The organism is Algibacter aquimarinus (genome assembly GCF_039543265.1).
In the GTDB taxonomy this organism is placed as follows: domain Bacteria; phylum Bacteroidota; class Bacteroidia; order Flavobacteriales; family Flavobacteriaceae; genus Algibacter_B; species Algibacter_B aquimarinus.
Map to the genome: position 1 here is coordinate 414,305 of NZ_BAABJK010000006.1, position 18,976 is coordinate 433,280.

The 18,976-nt window shown below is 33.3% G+C and carries 14 protein-coding genes; 12 read left to right on the forward strand and 2 right to left on the reverse strand.

Features of this window, described 5'->3' with window-relative positions:
• The first annotated feature begins 77 nt into the window (after positions 1 to 77).
• From ABD939_RS11055 to ABD939_RS11110, 12 genes are all read left to right on the forward strand, one after another.
• Entirely contained in the window at positions 78 to 1,487 is a 1,410-nt protein-coding gene (locus tag ABD939_RS11055) for a Do family serine endopeptidase (protein ID WP_345168396.1), read from the forward strand.
• Positions 1,488 to 1,630: 143 nt separating this feature from the next.
• Positions 1,631 to 3,079, forward strand: coding sequence for a glyceraldehyde-3-phosphate dehydrogenase (locus ABD939_RS11060; protein ID WP_345168400.1), 1,449 nt, complete (start codon positions 1,631 to 1,633; stop codon positions 3,077 to 3,079).
• A gap of 140 nt (positions 3,080 to 3,219) precedes the next feature.
• Positions 3,220 to 3,840 carry a tRNA (guanine-N1)-methyltransferase gene (locus tag ABD939_RS11065; RefSeq protein WP_345168404.1) on the forward strand — a complete coding sequence of 207 codons (621 nt, stop codon included), beginning with the start codon at positions 3,220 to 3,222 and terminating at the stop codon, positions 3,838 to 3,840.
• A 48-nt stretch (positions 3,841 to 3,888) separates the two neighbouring features.
• Positions 3,889 to 4,326: a GNAT family N-acetyltransferase gene (locus tag ABD939_RS11070; RefSeq protein WP_345168408.1), complete on the forward strand. Its 438-nt coding sequence runs from the start codon at positions 3,889 to 3,891 to the stop codon at positions 4,324 to 4,326.
• A gap of 28 nt (positions 4,327 to 4,354) precedes the next feature.
• Positions 4,355 to 5,212 (forward strand): FkbM family methyltransferase, encoded by an 858-nt coding sequence (locus tag ABD939_RS11075; protein WP_345168414.1) that lies wholly within the window; start codon positions 4,355 to 4,357, stop codon positions 5,210 to 5,212.
• Positions 5,213 to 5,257: 45 nt separating this feature from the next.
• Positions 5,258 to 5,935: a tRNA (guanosine(37)-N1)-methyltransferase TrmD gene (trmD, locus tag ABD939_RS11080; RefSeq protein WP_345168420.1), complete on the forward strand. Its 678-nt coding sequence runs from the start codon at positions 5,258 to 5,260 to the stop codon at positions 5,933 to 5,935.
• A 229-nt stretch (positions 5,936 to 6,164) separates the two neighbouring features.
• A complete protein-coding gene (gene rplS / locus ABD939_RS11085; protein ID WP_345168423.1) occupies positions 6,165 to 6,515 on the forward strand; it encodes a 50S ribosomal protein L19 in 351 nt (116 codons plus the stop codon).
• Positions 6,516 to 7,460: 945 nt separating this feature from the next.
• Positions 7,461 to 9,671, forward strand: coding sequence for an NADP-dependent isocitrate dehydrogenase (locus ABD939_RS11090; protein ID WP_345168425.1), 2,211 nt, complete (start codon positions 7,461 to 7,463; stop codon positions 9,669 to 9,671).
• Between the two features lie 73 nt (positions 9,672 to 9,744).
• Positions 9,745 to 12,120 (forward strand): TonB-dependent receptor, encoded by a 2,376-nt coding sequence (locus ABD939_RS11095; RefSeq protein ID WP_345168429.1) that lies wholly within the window; start codon positions 9,745 to 9,747, stop codon positions 12,118 to 12,120.
• A 1-nt stretch (position 12,121) separates the two neighbouring features.
• Positions 12,122 to 12,937 carry a DUF4249 family protein gene (locus ABD939_RS11100; RefSeq protein ID WP_345168435.1) on the forward strand — a complete coding sequence of 272 codons (816 nt, stop codon included), beginning with the start codon at positions 12,122 to 12,124 and terminating at the stop codon, positions 12,935 to 12,937.
• A gap of 96 nt (positions 12,938 to 13,033) precedes the next feature.
• Positions 13,034 to 13,855, forward strand: coding sequence for an N-acetylmuramic acid 6-phosphate etherase (gene murQ / locus ABD939_RS11105; protein WP_345168439.1), 822 nt, complete (start codon positions 13,034 to 13,036; stop codon positions 13,853 to 13,855).
• Complete coding sequence (locus ABD939_RS11110; protein ID WP_345168442.1) at positions 13,842 to 14,075, forward strand: DUF6095 family protein; 234 nt, start codon at positions 13,842 to 13,844, stop codon at positions 14,073 to 14,075. Before murQ ends, ABD939_RS11110 begins: the two co-directional genes overlap by 14 nt.
• 83 nt (positions 14,076 to 14,158) lie before the next feature.
• Here the strand turns inward: ABD939_RS11110 and ABD939_RS11115 are convergent, their stop codons facing one another.
• Entirely contained in the window at positions 14,159 to 14,659 is a 501-nt protein-coding gene (locus ABD939_RS11115; RefSeq protein ID WP_345168446.1) for a hypothetical protein, read from the reverse strand.
• Between the two features lie 1,504 nt (positions 14,660 to 16,163).
• Positions 16,164 to 18,608: a helix-turn-helix domain-containing protein gene (locus tag ABD939_RS11120; RefSeq protein WP_345168449.1), complete on the reverse strand. Its 2,445-nt coding sequence runs from the start codon at positions 18,606 to 18,608 to the stop codon at positions 16,164 to 16,166.
• Positions 18,609 to 18,976 lie beyond the last annotated feature (368 nt).

An 18,976-nucleotide genomic window follows, 5' to 3' on the forward strand; every position in this document is an offset into this window, starting at 1 on the left:
AATCGTTAAAGTTGAATTGCTAATTCAATAAATAATTAATTTTAATCGTTATTAAATAATACTTAAAACTGAAAAACATGAAGAAGATTTTAACATTAGTATTGGTTTCTGCATTAGGTGGCGTTTTAACTCTTGGTGCATACAAGCTTTTTTTAGAAGAGGAAAATAAAATGATTGTTGAAACAAAAAATGAAAATCCAACATTTTTGCCAACTAGTAACATTAATACTCCTTTTAATTCTATAGAAAATCCGGATTTTACAACTGCCGCTGAAAATACTGTAAATGCTGTGGTGCACGTTAAAAATGTAACAATGAGTTCTGGTCCAACAACTTTTGAAGATTTGTTTTTTGGAAGAAGTCAAGCTAGACCACAACTAGGAACGGGTTCAGGTGTTATTATTAATTCTGATGGATACATAATTACTAATAATCACGTAATCAAAAACGCTCAAGAATTATCTGTTACTTTAAACGATAACCAAACTTATGAAGCAAAAGTTATTGGTACAGACCCAAAAACAGATATTGCCTTATTAAAAATTGAACCGGAAAACGAGCTTCCTTTTGTAACTTTTGGAGATTCAGACAATGCAAAAATTGGTGAGTGGGTTTTAGCCGTTGGTAACCCATTCAATTTAACATCAACAGTAACTGCTGGTATTATAAGTGCAAAATCTAGAGATTTAACAGGACAAAGCTCTCAATCATTTATCCAAACAGATGCAGCCGTTAACCCGGGTAATTCTGGTGGAGCGCTAGTAAACACCAACGGAGAGCTTATAGGTATTAATACTGCAATTACATCTCAAACAGGATCTTACATTGGCTATTCTTTCGCTGTTCCAAGCAACATAGCTAGAAAGGTTATTGAAGATATTATGGAATACGGAAATGTACAAAATGGAGTTTTAGGAATAAAAGGAGGCACCTTTAATAGTGATATTGCAGAAAAACTTCAATTAGATTACACTGAAGGTGTTTTTGTTGGTGAAGTAATAAAAAATTCTGGCGCAGAGAAAGCAGGTATTAAAGAAGGAGATATTATTAAAAAATTAGACGATATTAAAGTCTCAAAATTTGAAGACTTAAGCGGATACATAAAAACAAAACGTCCTAACGATATTGTAACTGTTGAATTATTTAGAGATAATAGCTACAAAACATTAAATGTAACACTTACCAAAACAGAAAACTTCTCAGTGATTTTCATGAAAATGGAATTACAAGATTTATCAGATTCATTTAAAGAAGAATATGATATTGATTATGGTGTTATGGTAAAAGATTCTGAAAATAAATGGTTGTATAATAACCTTGGTATTTCGCCAGGATATATAATAACTGGTATTAATGATACTAAAATTGAAACTATTGAAGATATCTCTAAAATAAAAGAACAATATGGTGATGATATTTTAGAAAACGTTAAAAAACTAGAATATATTAATAAAAGAAAAGAGAGAAAAGAAGTTATTTTTAGGTAGAGACATCAATAAAAAGACTTCTATATGCCCATTAAAATCTTAAGATTTTAATGGGCATATTTTTTTATAAAAATACGCTACGAAAACGTTTGAAATATGGTATTTTTGCCAAAAATTATACAACAAACTAAACTATTTAAGCAATGAATTTTAACGAAACTTATGAAAAAGAGTTAGCTTTTCAAGCAGACCGCAGAAGAGCAACCGTAGAATTTATTAAAATTATTAGCGACCTATGGTACGACAAATCAATCGAGTTGGTTCTTTTTAGAAATCAGTTAATTGATAGAAACGTAAGTCAGATTTTAAATCTTCATGATTACGCCGGTAAATTTGTTCAAAAACCTATTTCTATTTTTGATTCTGTTGAAATAGCACAAGCCATTAAAACACTAGATACACCTCCTGCTAAACTAGATATTGGCAAATTAACTTACGAGTACCATTTAGAAGACAACACGCACAACAACGTTACTGCATTTGTAGCATCAAAATTAAGAGACGCTAATAAAAATGGAGATTTAAAACCAAAGGATGTTATACTTTATGGCTTTGGTAGAATTGGGCGTTTAGTTGCACGCGAGCTTATGGCCAGAACTGGCAAAGGGAGCCAATTGCGATTAAGGGCTATAGTAACTCGTGGTAAAATAGATAAACAAATACTAGAAAAAAGAGCTTCTTTATTAAAAAATGATTCTGTTCACGGCGATTTTTCTGGAACAGTGTCTGTTGATGAGAAAAACAAAGCACTAATTATAAACGGAACTACAGTAAATATTATATCTGCCAATAACCCTGAAGATATCGATTATACAAAGAATCATATTAATAACGCCTTAGTTATTGATAATACTGGGGCTTTTAGAGATAAAGAAGCATTAAGTAGACATTTACTATCTAAAGGTGTTGATAAAGTTTTATTAACGGCACCCGGAAAAGAAGTTCCAAATATTGTTTATGGTGTAAATCATAAAGAAAACGACCCAGATAAAGTTAATATTTTCTCTGCCGCTTCTTGTACTACAAATGCTATTACCCCTGTTTTAAAAGCCATTGAAGATTCATTTGGAGTTAAAAGCGGACATTTAGAAACTATTCACGCTTATACCAACGATCAAAATCTAGTCGATAATTTTCATGGTAAATACCGTCGTGGTCGTGCAGCAGGCTTAAATATGGTTATAACAGAAACTGGTGCCGGAAGTGCAGTTGCAAAAGCATTACCAAGTTTAGAAGGAAAACTAACATCAAATGCTATTCGTGTACCAGTTCCTAATGGATCTTTAGCAATTCTAAATTTAGAATTAAAAAATAAAACTTCTCTTAATGGCATACACACCATTTTAAAAAAATATGCCTTAGAAGGCGATTTGGTTGAGCAAATAAAATATGAATTAAGCGACGAATTAGTTTCTAGTGATATTGTTGGAAGTTCAGCTCCATCCATATATGATAGTAAAGCAACTATAGTTCGTAAAGATGGAAAAAATGTGATTCTATACATTTGGTACGATAACGAATATGGATATAGTCATCAAGTTATCAGATTAGCAAAATATATTGCTAAGGTGAGACGTTATACCTACTATTAATAAAAAAAATCTAAATTATTTTTTTAACCGTATATAAAATAGCCTCATTAATTTGAGGCTTTTTAATAAATATATTATGTTAATAGACAATATTTTATAACTTCGTAAAACCTAACGCAACCATTTTAAACTAATCCTAAATGAAACTTATTAAATACCTTACTTTTACTGCTATTCTAATAGCTTTTTCATCAACATCTTTCTCACAAACTTCAAAAGACGATAATCAGACTATAAACAGTGGTACTATTGATAATCAATTTGATTTTCTGTTAAGAAAATCAGGTAACTTTAGAGGTACAAATGGACAAATGTATGAAGCCGTAAAACGCAATATGTTACTTACTTTAAGAGCCAACACTATCGATTCTTTAAAAACTGTATATAAAAACTTAGCAGATACCAAAGCTATTGTTGAAACACAAGCCAAAGAAATAACAGATTTAAAAGCTAACTTATCTAATACTCAAGTAGACTTAGATAAAACCAATAATGAAAAAAACAACATGGCATTATTTGGTATGCAAATGAGTAAAGTTAGCTACAATGTCCTTATGTGGTCTATTGTTGGAGGACTATTAGCACTCTTATTATTCTTCATTTTTAAATTTAAAAATAGTAATGCTGTTACTAAAAATGCAAAACATGCATTGGCAGAAATAGAAGAAGAGTTTGATGAACACCGGAAAACGGCTTTAGAGCGTGAACAAAAGGTACGCAGACAATTACAAGACGAAATTAATAAGCAGAAAAAAGCTTAATAAAACCTTTAAAAATCTGCAATAATAAAATGCAGATTTTTTATTTGTATGACTATAATTAAAGCTAAAATTAAGCACTTAGAAGACTTAATTCCTCTTTTTGATGCTTATCGTGTATTTTACAGGCAACAATCTGATATTCTTGCAGCAAGAAACTTTTTAAAAGAGCGTCTTACAAAAAAAGATTCTGTAATTTATATAGCCTACGAAAATGATGTAGCAGTAGGTTTTACCCAACTTTATTTTTTATTTTCCTCGGTATCAATGCAACCCATGTATTTATTAAATGATTTATACATTGATGAAAACCAGCGAAATAAAAAAATCGGGACTAGTTTAATAAATGAGGCTAAAGCACTTTGTAGAGAAAAATCATATAAAGGACTTATAATTCAAACAGAACCTACCAATAATGCACAGTATTTATATCAACGTGAAGGGTTTACAAAAGATACGGATTTGTCTTTTTTTTGGAAAAATAGCTAATGATTTTTATCAAAATTAAAATCAAAAAATGTCTAAAGTAAATAGAAATTTAATTTATGATGTTGGAATGCACAAAGGTGAAGACACTGCTTTTTACCTCAAAAAAGGTTTTTCTGTTATTGCATTTGAGGCTGACCCAGATTTAATAGCAAGTTGTAAAGAACGATTTCAAGAAAAAATAAAAGAAAATAAATTAATTATTGTTGAAGGTGCAATAGTCAATGATAATGTTAGCACTAAAACCATTAAATTTTATCAAAACCAAAATAATAGCGTTTGGAATACTGTAGTTGAAGATTGGTCTGCACGAAATGAAACATTTGGAACGCCTTCTTCTATTATAAGCGTGCCTACTGTAAATTTTAAAAAATGTATTGAAAAATTCGGGATGCCGCATTACATGAAAATTGATATTGAAGGTATGGATTTAGTGTGTTTAGAAACCTTATCGCATTTTGAAAATAAACCAAATTATATATCAATTGAATCTGAAAAAGTTAATTTTAGCAACCTCATCAAAGAATTTAAGTTACTAGAGCGTTTAGGCTACAATAAATTTAAGGTTATAAACCAAGGAGATGTACCAAAACAAAAAGAACCTCTTAAGTCTGTAGAAGGACAAACACTAAATTATGTTTTTGAACCTGGGTCATCGGGTTTATTTGGTAATGATTTTGAAGGTTCATGGATAAGTAAGCGAATGGCCATACTAAAATATAGATTCATTTTTTTTGGTTACAAATTATTTGGAGATCACAGTAAAATAAAAAAATGGCGAATAATAAAATTATTTAAACGAGTAATGGTTAAATTATTAAGAACCGAAAGTGTCCCTGGTTGGTATGATACACATGCAATACACTCTTCATACAATAAACTTCCATAGAAAAACAAACAATTAAATTATCTTTGTAAGATATAAAGCTCTCCAATGCGCATTGATATTATTACCGTCTTACCAGAATTACTTAAAAGCCCGTTTGAAGCATCCATTTTAAAACGTGCTATTGAAGCGGGGTTGGTTGAAGTGCATTTTCATAATTTACGTGATTATACAACCGACAAATATAAATCTATAGACGACACACAGTTTGGTGGTGGTGCAGGTATGGTTATGATGGTAGAACCTATTGATAAATGTATCTCGAAACTAAAAAATGAGAGACATTATGACGAGGTTATTTATATGACTCCAGATGGCAAGACCTTAAATCAAGGTATTGCCAATCAAATATCACTTAAAGAAAATATTATTATTCTTTGCGGTCATTATAAAGGTGTAGACCAGCGTGTTCGTGATCATTTTATAACTAAAGAAATATCTATTGGTGATTATGTATTATCTGGGGGCGAATTAGGAGCTGCTGTACTTTGCGATGCAGTAATACGTTTAATTCCAGGAGTTTTAGGTAATGAAACCTCTGCCCTAACCGATTCGTTTCAAGACGGTTTATTAGCACCTCCTATTTATACAAAGCCCAGAGAATACAAAGGCTGGAAGGTTCCAGAGTTATTATTTGGAGGAAATTTTCCTGAGATTGAAAAATGGCGCGAAGAACAGGCTTACCTAAGAACTAAAGAAAGACGACCTGATTTATTAGACGATTAGTCTAGATCGTTATCGTGGCTATGGAAATCATCATCAAATTCAACCGTCATTGCATAATTACTTCCTACTCTATATTTAATAAATTTCTAAGCAAAAATAAACATCAAAAAAATACAAATAATATATTGCAGATTATTAATTAATAACTATTTTTGCACCCAATTTCGGGTTAACCTCTGGCGAAAATCGTGAATGTTGTTCTGATTAAAATATTTATAAATATAAAGATATGGAATCTTTAATAAAATTTGTTCAAGACGAATTTGTAACAAGAAAAGACTTACCAGAATTTAGTGCTGGTGATACAATTACTGTATATTACGAAATTAGAGAAGGAGAAAAAGTACGTACTCAGTTTTTTAGAGGAACTGTAATACAACGAAGAGGATCTGGATCTTCTGAAACTTTTACAATAAGAAAAATGTCTGGTACTGTTGGAGTGGAACGTATATTCCCAGTTAACTTACCAGCTTTACAAAAAATAGAAGTAAACAAACGCGGTAAAGTACGTAGAGCTCGTATCTTTTACTTTAGAGGTCTTACTGGTAAAAAAGCCAGAATTACCGAGCGTAGACGTTAAAAACTTACTACTGCAAAAGCAGAATATTAAAAGCCTTGATATCTATCAAGGCTTTTTTTGTTAACTATTGTTAATAACTAGAGTTCATAACAAGTTAATATCTAACACCTTAAAAAGTTTGTTTTATTAGATTTACATATTATCTTTATAGAAGAAATAATAACAACTTCGGTTGGTTTCGTCTCAACAGCGAATTAGTATTAAATCTAAATAAGGTAACGTTCTTTATTATAATTGTTTTTTGAGGTTTGAGATACCATGTGTATGCATGTGTAAGTTAAAAACCATGACGTTTTAAAAAGACTCTGATTAGGTTTTGGATAAAACAGATTTATAAAAACTGAGGGACATGCAAGAAATTGGATGACTTTTTGAAGATATAAGTTTGAATACACAAGAAATAAAACGAGAAACTAGTTAAAACTGAAAGCTTTGAAAACGACTTGAACGAAAGTGAAAGTTGTAATAAGAGCAATGCGTTAAATTAGTTTAACACGAAAGTGAAAAGTTCGTTTAATAGCATCAAGAAAAACGATTAACTGAAGCATTGTATGTAATATGTCAATACATTTTGAAAATTACAGTAATGTTTCACTTGAAATAATAGCACTTGAATCGAAAAGATTTGATGAAAATTCAAATTGATTTTAGCAGTAATGTTAAATAGATCATGTTATGTTATTTCATAGAAAGCCATATCAAAGGAGATTAATTTCTGCAGTGATATGGCTTTTGTTTTTATATAATTTTATCACTTTCTTTTTTTATATAATTCATACTGCATTCAACTTTTATTAGTATTCCTTAAAATCTAATTAATTTATAAGCTTTTACTATAACTATATAAAGATTTTAAAAGGCAATTTTTGTATATTCGCAACGCGAAAAATGAACCCTTCTTTTTATTTCATTTTTTAAGTCATAATTATAAAAATATCAAAACGAATGTCGAAGATTATTTACACTAAAACTGATGAAGCACCTGCTTTAGCAACTCGTTCTTTTTTACCAATTGTTCAGTCTTTTGTTAAATCTTCTGGAATAGCTATTGAAACCAAAGATATCTCATTAGCAGCAAGAATTCTATCTGCATTTCCAGATTATTTAAACCAAAACCAACAAGTTTCAGACGACTTGGCTTTTTTGGGTGAGTTAGCAAAAAAACCAGAAGCAAATATTGTAAAACTTCCTAATATTAGTGCCTCAATACCACAATTAAAAGGCGCTATTAAAGAATTGCAATCTCAAGGTTTTGATATTCCTAACTATCCTGATGATCCTGAAAACGACACAGAAAAAGAAATTAAAACCCGTTACGATAAAATTAAAGGAAGTGCTGTAAACCCGGTTTTAAGAGAAGGAAATAGCGACAGGCGTGCACCAAAAGCAGTGAAAAATTATGCTAAAAAGAACCCTCACTCTATGGGTGTATGGTCTAGCGATTCTAAAACACATGTTGCAACCATGAGTGATGGAGATTTTGCTCATAACGAAAAATCAGTTACAATACCTGAAGCAACCAGTGTAAAAATAGAACATACCGATAGTAACGGAAATACTACCGTTTTAAAAAATAGTTTTCCGCTTTTAAAAGGTGAAATAATTGACGCTACAGTAATGAGTAAAAAAGCATTAGTGAGCTTTTTAGACAAACAAGTTGCTGATGCAAAAGAAAAAAACGTATTGTTTTCGCTACACATGAAAGGCACCATGATGAAGGTAAGTGACCCTATCATCTTTGGTCATGCTGTAAAAGCCTTTTTTAAAGATGTATTTGAAAAACATGGCAACATAATAGAAGAGCTTGGTGTAAATGTAAATTCTGGTTTAGGAAATCTTTTAGAACGTATTCAAGAATTACCTGAAGATAAGCGTCAAGAAATTGAAGATGACATAGCAACTACTTACAAAAACGGACCTAGTATAGCGATGGTAAATAGCGATAAAGGCATTACCAACTTGCATGTACCAAGTGATGTTATTATTGATGCTTCAATGCCGGCAATGATTCGTACATCTGGACAGATGTGGAATGCTGAAGGTAAATTACAAGATACCAAAGCCATTATACCAGATAGTAGTTATGCTGGAATCTATGCTGCCACAATAGATTTTTGTAAAAAACATGGAGCTTTCGATCCAACAACTATGGGTACGGTTCCCAATGTTGGTTTAATGGCTCAAAAAGCTGAAGAATATGGTTCTCATGATAAAACTTTCGAAATCCCGTCAAAGGGAACTGTAAAAGTAATTAATGAATCTGGAGATACCCTTTTACAACATGATGTTGAAACTGGTGATATTTGGAGAATGTGTCAAACCAAAGACGCTCCAATCCAGGACTGGGTAAAATTGGCGGTTACACGTGCAAGAGCATCACAAACCCCCGCTGTTTTCTGGCTAGATGAAAACAGAGCTCATGATGCTGAATTAATTAAAAAAGTAAATACATACTTAAAAGACCATGATACTTCTGGGTTAGATTTAAGAATCTTATCCCCTATCGAAGCAACTAAATTTACTTGTGAACGCATTATAAAGGGTGAAGACACCATTTCTGTTTCTGGTAATGTATTACGTGATTATTTAACAGATTTATTCCCAATATTAGAAGTTGGTACTAGCGCAAAAATGTTGTCTATTGTTCCATTAATGAATGGTGGTGGGTTATTTGAAACAGGTGCTGGTGGTTCTGCTCCAAAACATGTACAGCAGTTGCTAGAGGAAAATCACTTGCGTTGGGATTCTCTAGGAGAATTTTTAGCATTAGCCGTTTCACTAGATCATTTAGGTGAAGTAAACAACAACCCAAAAGCTAAAGTATTAGGCGAAGCATTGGATGATGCTACTGACAAATTATTAGAAAACAAAAAAGGCCCTTCAAGAAAAGTTGGAGAGTTAGATAACAGAGGAAGTCATTTTTACTTAGCCATGTATTGGGCGCAAGAACTTGCAAATCAAGACAAAGATGAAAGTTTAAAAGCAGAATTTACAACTTTAGCGCAGCAGCTGGTTGAAAATGAAGATACTATTATAAACGAACTTAATAGTATTCAAGGAAACCCAATAAGCATTGGTGGTTATTACGAACCTGATGAAACTTTAATTAATCAGGCCATGAGACCAAGTAAAACCTTTAATGCTATTATAGGTTAAAAAAATTATAAAGTATTTTTTAAAAGCTCCTTTTAAGGGGCTTTTTTATATTTTTATAAAAAAAAGCTATTACATGAATAAAATCCTATTGTGGTTTATTTTCGCGCTCTCTTTTAACACCTTATTTATAAATGCCCAAGAAAAGTTTACTTTAAGCGGCACTATTTCTGAAGAAAAAAGTAATGAAACTTTAATTGGAGTAAATATTATTTTTCCTGAAATAGCATCAGGTACAACAACAAATGAATACGGCTTTTATTCCATCACTGTTCCAGAAGGTACCTATAAAATAATAATAAGTTATTTAGGTTTTAATACCATTTCTGAGACTATTACGTTAACCGAGAATATTACAAAAAACTACAGCTTATCTGAAGCTTTAGAAAATTTAGACGCAGTAGTTATTACTGAGGATATTGAAAAACTCAATATTAAAACACCTCAAATGAGTGTTAATAAGCTAACATCTGCAACAATAAAAGAAATCCCTGTGGTTTTAGGAGAATCAGATATTGTAAAAGCGATTACACTTCTTCCTGGTGTAACAAATGCTGGCGAAGGTTCATCTGGTTTTAATGTTAGAGGTGGTGCAGCAGACCAGAACTTAATTCTATTAGACGAGGCTATTATTTATAATTCATCGCATTTATTTGGTTTCTTTTCTGTTTTTAATCCAGACGCCATTAAAGATTTAAAGCTATATAAAGGAGGGATTCCTGCACGCTATGGTGGAAGAGTTTCTTCAGTTTTAGATATTTATCAAAAAGAAGGTAATAGTAGAGAATTTAAAATGAATGGTGGTATTGGTATTGTATCAAGCAGACTTTTAGCTGAAGGTCCTCTTAAAAAAGATAAAGGCTCTTTTCTTTTTGGCGGTCGTTCTAGTTATGCACATCTATTTTTACCATTGTTTGATCTTAACAACATTGCTTATTTTTATGATTTAAATACAAAACTTAGCTACAAAATAAACGACAGAAACAATATTTATCTTTCTGGTTATTTTGGTCGTGATGTGTTTAGTATTGAGGATACCTTTGAAAACTCCTATGGTAATGCTGTACTAAACTTTAGGTGGAATCACTTATTTTCAGACAAATTATTCTCAAATTTATCATTAATCTATTCTGATTATGATTACGATTTAAAATTAAACTTCGTAGAATTTGATTGGGTTTCAGGTATTCGAAACTTTAACGTGAAATACGATTTAAAACATTATTTGAACGATAAATTTAAACTTCAATATGGTTTAAATAGCATTTATTACAAATTTAACCCTGGAGATATTACGCCAACAGTAGAAACTTCAGGGATTAATCCATTTAAATTAACCGACAAATATGCCTTTGAAAATGCTATTTATTTAGATGCTGAACATAAAATATCTGATAAATTAGCGCTATCATACGGGGTAAGACTAAGTACATTTCACAGGCTGGGTCAAGATGAATTAAATATTTATGAAAATGACCAAGGTGTCGTTTTTAACGAAGACTTTCAAATTTATGAAAAGGCAAACCCTATTGAGGTTGCAAATTTCAAACGCTCTGATGTTATTGAAAAATTTGCAAATCTAGAACCTCGTTTCGCTTTAGCATATCAATTAAATTCTAATAGTTCGGTTAAGGCCAGTTACAACAGAATGAGCCAATACTTGCACTTACTTTCTAATACAAATTCGCCAACACCTTTAGATGTGTGGACACCTAGTGGCAAATACATAAAACCACAATTATTAGATCAGTATGCTATTGGGTATTTTAAAAATTTCAATAATAATGAATACTCTTTAGAAATTGAGAGTTTTTATAAAACTATACAAAACAGAATAGATTATATAGATGGCGCTGATTTAGTAGCAAATAATGCCATTGAACAGTCTATTTTAAATGGTGAAGCTAGAGCCTATGGAGCCGAATTTTTATTAAGAAAAAATGAAGGTCGATTTAAAGGTTGGTTGGCTTATACCCTATCCAGATCAGAACAAAGAACACCTGGAAGAACACCTGATGAAATTGGTATAAATAACGGAAATTGGTACGAAACACCTTTTGATAAAACTCATGATGTTTCATTAACTGGAAGTTACGAGCTTAATGATAAATGGAAATTAAATGCAAATTTTATTTTTCAAACGGGGCAACCTGTCACCTTTCCAGATAGTCAATATGAATTTAATGGCGTTATAATACCAAACTTTGGTGAAAGAAATTCAGATAGATTAACAGCTTATAATCGTTTAGATATTTCGGCTACTTACACACCTAAACCTAAAAAAGTTAATGGCTGGAAAAGCTATTGGGTATTTGGTTTGTATAATGCTTATAACCGCAGAAATGCAGCCTCTGTTTCTTTCAGACAAAACCAAGATAATAGAAGAAATGAGGCGGTTCGTTTATCAATTTTCGGAATTGTACCATCGGTATCTTATAATTTTAAACTTTAAAATGAAAAATATAATATACATTCTTTTTATTGGTTTTTGTCTCACATCATGTGAAGACGTTATTGATGTTGATTTAGAAACAGCTCAAACTAGGTTAGTTATAGATGCCGCACTTAATTGGGAAAAAGGAACCACAGGAAACAACCAGACAATTAAATTGTCGTTAACTGCTCCTTTTTTCGACGATGTTATTCCACCTGCCACTGGTGCTACTGTGTTTGTGACAGATAATTTTAACAATACTTTTAATTTTATTGAAGATGCTAACTCAGGTGTTTATCAAAACAACACGTTTATACCAGTATTAAACAGGGATTACAACCTAACTGTTGTTTATAATAGTGAAACCTATACAGCCACAGAAACACTGTTGCCTGTAGTGCCTATCGAATTTGTTGAACAAAATAATGAAGGTGGCTTTTCTGGTGAGGAAACTGAGATTGAAGCTTATTACACCGATCCTGAAAACATAGAAAACCATTATCTTTTTGAATTTAGAAGAGTTGATAAAAACATTCTAGACCTTGAAGTTTATGACGATGAGTTTACAGATGGTAATCAAATATTCGCATTTTACTCCGACGAAGATATTGAAGCTGGTGAAGAATTAGAAATAAGAAATTTAGGTATATCTGGTCCTTTCTATGAATTTATGAATATCCTTCTTCAACAAACTGACGATGATTCTGGCGACCCTTTTGAAACACAACCAGCTTCTGTTAGAGGAAATTGTGTTAATCAAACCAATCCAGATAATTACCCTTTAGGCTATTTTAGAGCTTCCGAAGTATCCGTATTTACTTATATAATTGAGTAAAACAATAGTTTTCTGATTAACAATAGTACTAATAAATTAGTGCAACAAAAGCTATTGAAAATGCATTACTTTCTAAAAAAAATGTACTTTTGAAACATGAGTTTCATTAAAACCACCGAGCAAGATTCTAATCACAATCATCTGGAAAAGATGAGAGTTTCAGAACTTCTCAAAAACATTAACCAAGAAGACAAAAGTGTTCCTCACGCAGTCGAAAAAGCCATACCTCAAATTGAAGCTTTAGTTCAGCAAATAGTTGAAAAACTAAAAAACGGAGGGCGCCTTTTTTACATGGGAGCAGGCACAAGCGGAAGACTTGGTATAGTTGATGCTTCAGAATGCCCGCCAACCTTTGGCGTACCGCACGATTTAGTTATTGGATTAATTGCTGGCGGAGATTCAGCAATTCGTAAAGCAGTAGAATTTGCAGAAGACTCCACAACGCAAGGTTGGGTAGATTTACAGGAATACAAAGTAAGTTCAAAAGATGTAGTTATTGGTATTGCAGCATCTGGCACAACACCTTATGTTATTTCAGCTTTAGAAAAATGTAACGAAAATAATATCATTACAGGTTGTATTACCTGTAATCACAATAGCCCATTATCGCAAGCTTCAAAATATCCTATTGAAGTGGTGGTAGGACCAGAATTTGTCACTGGTAGCTCAAGAATGAAAGCCGGAACTGCTCAAAAATTAGTATTGAATATGATTACCACCTCTACAATGATTCAACTCGGTCATGTAAAAGGTAACAAAATGGTAGATATGCAATTGAGCAACAACAAGCTTGTAGATAGAGGTACTAAAATGATAATGAAGGAAATAAATGTTTCTGAAGCAGAAGCATTACATTTATTAAACCAACACAAAAGCGTTCGTAACGCTGTAAAAAATTATAAAGATGGAAGAAAATAGAACGGACAAACAAGTATTATTTAAGGGTATAAAAACACTTGTTTTTGCATTGTTAAGTTTATTTATGGGGCCAATATTATTAAGCTTTGCTTTCAGTAAACCTGAGGATAAATTATACTATCCGCTTCTTATTATAGGCTGTGCTATTTCTGCTTTAGCTGTTGTCATGTTATTTAAAGGCATAAGAACTATAATGAATAGCATGTTCAAAAAGAAATAACTAAAATATGCTTATTGAACGCAAGTTGAAGAGATTTTGACTCCCCTCAAAATTGTATCGAGAACCTTTAACTTTCAAAAATATTACTCCGCAGAAACCTGCTTTGGCGTAGTGGGATTATAACCAAACTCACTATCGTTAATCACGATACCTAAACTATCAAAAATATAATTGATAATAGCATAATGATGAATGGTATGGCTATTGGCCTGTGCCAACAACGAACCATAAGTATAAGGAATTTCTGTTTGTCCCAATCCTAAATCATCAGTAACTAAAACAGTTTCGTCAATATCAAACTTAGTGGAACTCAACTGCCCTATAATCTGATTTAAATAATCCTGTGCACATCCACAATCACATTCTACGTCTTTATTTCTGCTCCTTGCAGTTAGGTCAACCTTGTTGTCTTCAGATATATTAAAAATACAATCATAAAAATCTAGTATATGCCTAATATGGCAACCAATACTAGAATAGTAAGGCGATACGGAAGCATCACTCAATTGCGAGTTGGATAAATTATCTAATAATACTTGAGACTTTTGAAGTGTTTTAAGAGTAGATTGGATGATTAAATTCATGGACACTAATTTAAATAAATATTTTTAATTTCATAAAAGATTAACGTTTAGTCTAAACACCTAAAAATCCTTACAGAGAATCAATAGTTTTGTCATTCTATGAACTACAAAAGCGAGAATTAGAAAACTCATAATAAATCTAAAATATAATTAAAGATAGTTAGCGTTGCATAACAAATTACTAATTAAATCCCAACACATCATACCTCTTGAACTTCCGACAGAGTCGGAATCAACGATTTTAAGAAATAATGAGCAACAAATATTATTGACAGCCGAAATCTAAGATTGAAATCTAAAAATTTATAAAAAACTACAATCATAAATTTGTTAGCGAATGGTGCTTCACAATTTCCTAACAAATCGTTTTGATCTTTTGGCTTTGTTAATACTGAGCGCAGTCGAAGGGTTTAGCATTAAGGCAAAATGAAAAGAGAAGTCTTAAAACTTTTCATACAATAAATTTAAAAGTAAAAATCCAACAACTATGTTATTAATCGACATAGAAACCCAAAACATCATGCAGCTTGGAATTCCGACACCGTCGGAACCAACGATTTTCAGAAATAATGAGCTGTCAGTATTGTTGAAATCCAATATCAAGGATTCAAGCATTAGTATTAAATAAAAATATTATCATAAAGTATTAGCGAATGGTGCTTCGCAATTTCCTAACAAATCGTTTTGATTTTTTGGTTCGTTTTGCATCAAGGCAAAATGAACAAGAAAAATGATTGTCATCATGAGGAGCAGCAAAGCACAACGTAAGAATCGTGTATAATAAAAAACTAACTGTTTCAAGTACAGGTTTGGGTCTTTGAACATCAGTATACTAAAACTGATTACTACCTACTAACTACTTACCCAACACATCATGCCACTTGAACTTCCGACAGAGTCGGAATCAACGATTTTCAGAAATAATGAGCAACTAATATTGTTGACAGCCGAAATCTAGGATTGAAATCTAAAAATTTATAAAAAACTACAATCATAAATTTATTAGCGAATGGTGCTTTAGCAATTTCCTAACAAATCGTTTTGACCTTTTGGCTTTGTTAATACTGGGCACAGTCGAAGGGTTTAGCATTAAGGCAAAATGGACAGAGAAGTCTTAACACTTTTCAGACAATAAATTTAAAAGTAAAAATCCAACAACTATGTTATTAATCGACATAGAAACTCAAAACATCATGCAGCTTGGAATTCCGACACCGTCGGAACCAACGATTTTCAGAAATAATGAGCTGTCAGTATTGTTCAAATCCAATATCAAGGATTGAAGCATTAGTATTAAATAAAAATATTATCATATAGTATTAGCGAATGGTGCTTCGCAATTTCCTAACAAATCGTTTTGATCTTTTGGTTCGTTTTGCATCAAGGCAAAATGAACAAGAAAAATGATTGTCATCATGAGGAGCAGCAAAGTGCGACGTGAAAATCTAATAAGACAAATGTCATTCTGAGCAGCGCTTAAGTGCGACGTAAGAATCTGCCTAAATTATCCTGACTTCTTCAAATCCTCCAAAACCAACCTTAACTCCCCATAACTAAACTTATCATCCACTTGATGTTTCAAATCCGATAAATTCTCAAAAGTCGTCTTCGGAATCAAAACCTTCAATTCTTCATAATGATCTTCAGACATCAAATCAGTAATCTTTACCTCCCCAGAATCCATAAAACTCGCCAAATGCCCAATAATCGTATTGGTATTCAACTCCCGAAAAACGGCAATCTCCTGAACCGACTTCCCCGACTGAAACAATGCTAAAGATTCTCTTTTAGTATCACCCTTTTGGCGTTTAGGTTTTTTGGGCGCATCAAAAATCTCAGCTTCAGCAGACGTTTCAATATCGTTTGCCTCACAATACCCACGAATCACCTTCAAGATAGCGTCACCATACTTCTCCACGCGCCTTTTCCCCATACCATTTACATTAAGTAATTCCGCTTTGTTGGTAGGTAAGGTTTCACACATTTCATAAAGCGCCTTTTGGGTAAAAATCTGATAATGAATTAAACCCTTCTCCTCCGCAATGTCATTCCGTAACAAACGCAACTTTTCAAACAGTTCCACATTGCTCGTCCCTTCAACAACAGTCTTTCGTGACTTTTTAGGCGCTTCCTTTCCAGAAAATACCGCTTTGGCTCGCAACTCCAAAAATTTGCGCGCTTCAAATCCAGTCTCCAACCCTTTAAAATACAACAGCTTCACCGTTAATAAATCCTCAAACCCATCCAAATGTTTGGTAATCTCACCACCAATTGCTTGGTTATCTGTAGTAAAGGCAAAGGTCTTTAAAGGCGCTAAAATCTTGGTTTCGGTCTCCGTTTTAAAATACCCAATCCCCTTTTTAAAACGCTCTTGTATCAAGGCACTGTCTTCTGGCAAACCACCATCCAAAGCAAGCTGTTTCAACTGAGCGTTAAACCCATTAGCCACTTTCAAAAAGTTAGTAATACACTCTTTTATAGGTACAAAAGTGTCTTCCACCTTCCCTTCTACCACCGTCTTATTCTTATAGTACACATCCAAAATCCTGTTCAACGGATACAAAAACCCATAAAACTCAAAAATCTCAGCAATCAAATCCAACTGAAACTGTTTCTGCGAATCCGCCAACACCGTTTCATCAGGCGCATTCTCCTCAGCAGCTTCGTTAAAACGCGTCACATTACCATCGCTAATAATCTGGCTAGCATGTATTTTGCTCTTCAACACCAAACCCTCTAAGGATTTACACCTGCTCAAAGCCACATAGGTTTGCCCGTGCGCAAACGCACCAGCCGCATCAATAATGGCCTTTTCAAAGGTTAAACCCTGACTCTTATGTATGGTAATACTCCACGCCAATCGTAAGGGCATTTGGGTGTACGAACCTATTTTCTCCTCAGTAATCGCCTTCGTTTCAGCATCAACCGAATAATTAATATTCTCCCAAGTTTCGGGCGTTACGCTAATATTAAAATCATCATCAGGGCAGTGTACTACCACTTCATCACGATCCAACAAAATCACCTTTCCAATCTTACCGTTAAAATAGCGTTTGGCAGGGTCGCTATCATTCTTAACAAACATCACCTGCGCGCCAACTTTCAACTCCAAATCCACAGCATTCGGGTAGGCATATTCCGGGAATTTCCCATCCACTTCCGCCCTATAGGTAAACGGTTTCGTCGTTAATTTCGCCAGCTCACTCCTATTGGTCGCCTCTGCTTTATTATTATGTGTGGTTAAACTAATATAGCCCGCATCAGGCGCTGGTGTAAAATCAGGCACAAACCGTTTATTCAATTCATCCGCAGCCCTTTGGCTCAAGGCATTGTTGCGTATCTCATTAAGTATTTCAATAAATTTCGGGTTCTCTTGTCGGTAAATATGCTGCAACTCAATGGTAATCGCATTACAATCCCTAAACGCCTTACTACTAAAAAAGAAACCGTTAGCATACTCATGCTTCAACAACTCCCACTCCTGTTCCTTAATCACGGGGCTTAGTTGTTGTAAATCGCCAATCATCAACACCTGCACACCACCAAACACTTTGTTGCGGTTTCTAAAACGGCGCAAGGTGCGATCAATCCCATCCAGCAAATCGGCGCGCACCATACTAATCTCGTCAATCACCAAGAGGTCCATACTCTTAATAATATTAATCTTCGTCTTGCTAAACTTACGGTTAAACCCCTTGCTGGCATTCAAATCCGTATCCGGTAAAATGGGGCCAAAAGGCATCTGAAAAAACGAATGTATCGTCACACCCTTCGCATTAATCGCCGCCACACCCGTAGGCGCCACCACCACCAAACGCTTTAAACTATGCATCTTCAAACGGTGCAAAAACGTGGTTTTACCAGTACCCGCCTTACCCGTCAAAAAAATCGATCGGTGTGTGTGGTTCACAAATTGCCACGCCAATTCCAACTCCCTATTCTCTGCCATTAATACGCTAAAAATTTAAAAAATGAAGATACTACTATTGACTATTTTTTTGGGCGGGTTTTTATAAAAAAAATAAAAACCGCGCTATCCGCTGTATCTTTTGTTTTTGTCATTCCTGCGAAGGCAGGAATCCATAACACGCTCTGTTCAATATTTAAAATTCAGTCCAACCCCTTAAACAAAAACAAAAGGATGCCGCTACTATCGCTCCCGCACGTGTCTGCCAAGGCCAGTTTTAAATCCAAAAACCATCTCTATTTGTTAGTAATGCCATAATTCATTCACCTTAACAACTTCATACTACCAAAACCATAAAAAAATGATCGAGCTTGTCCTTAGCGCGATCGAAGGACTATTAGCGCTCTACT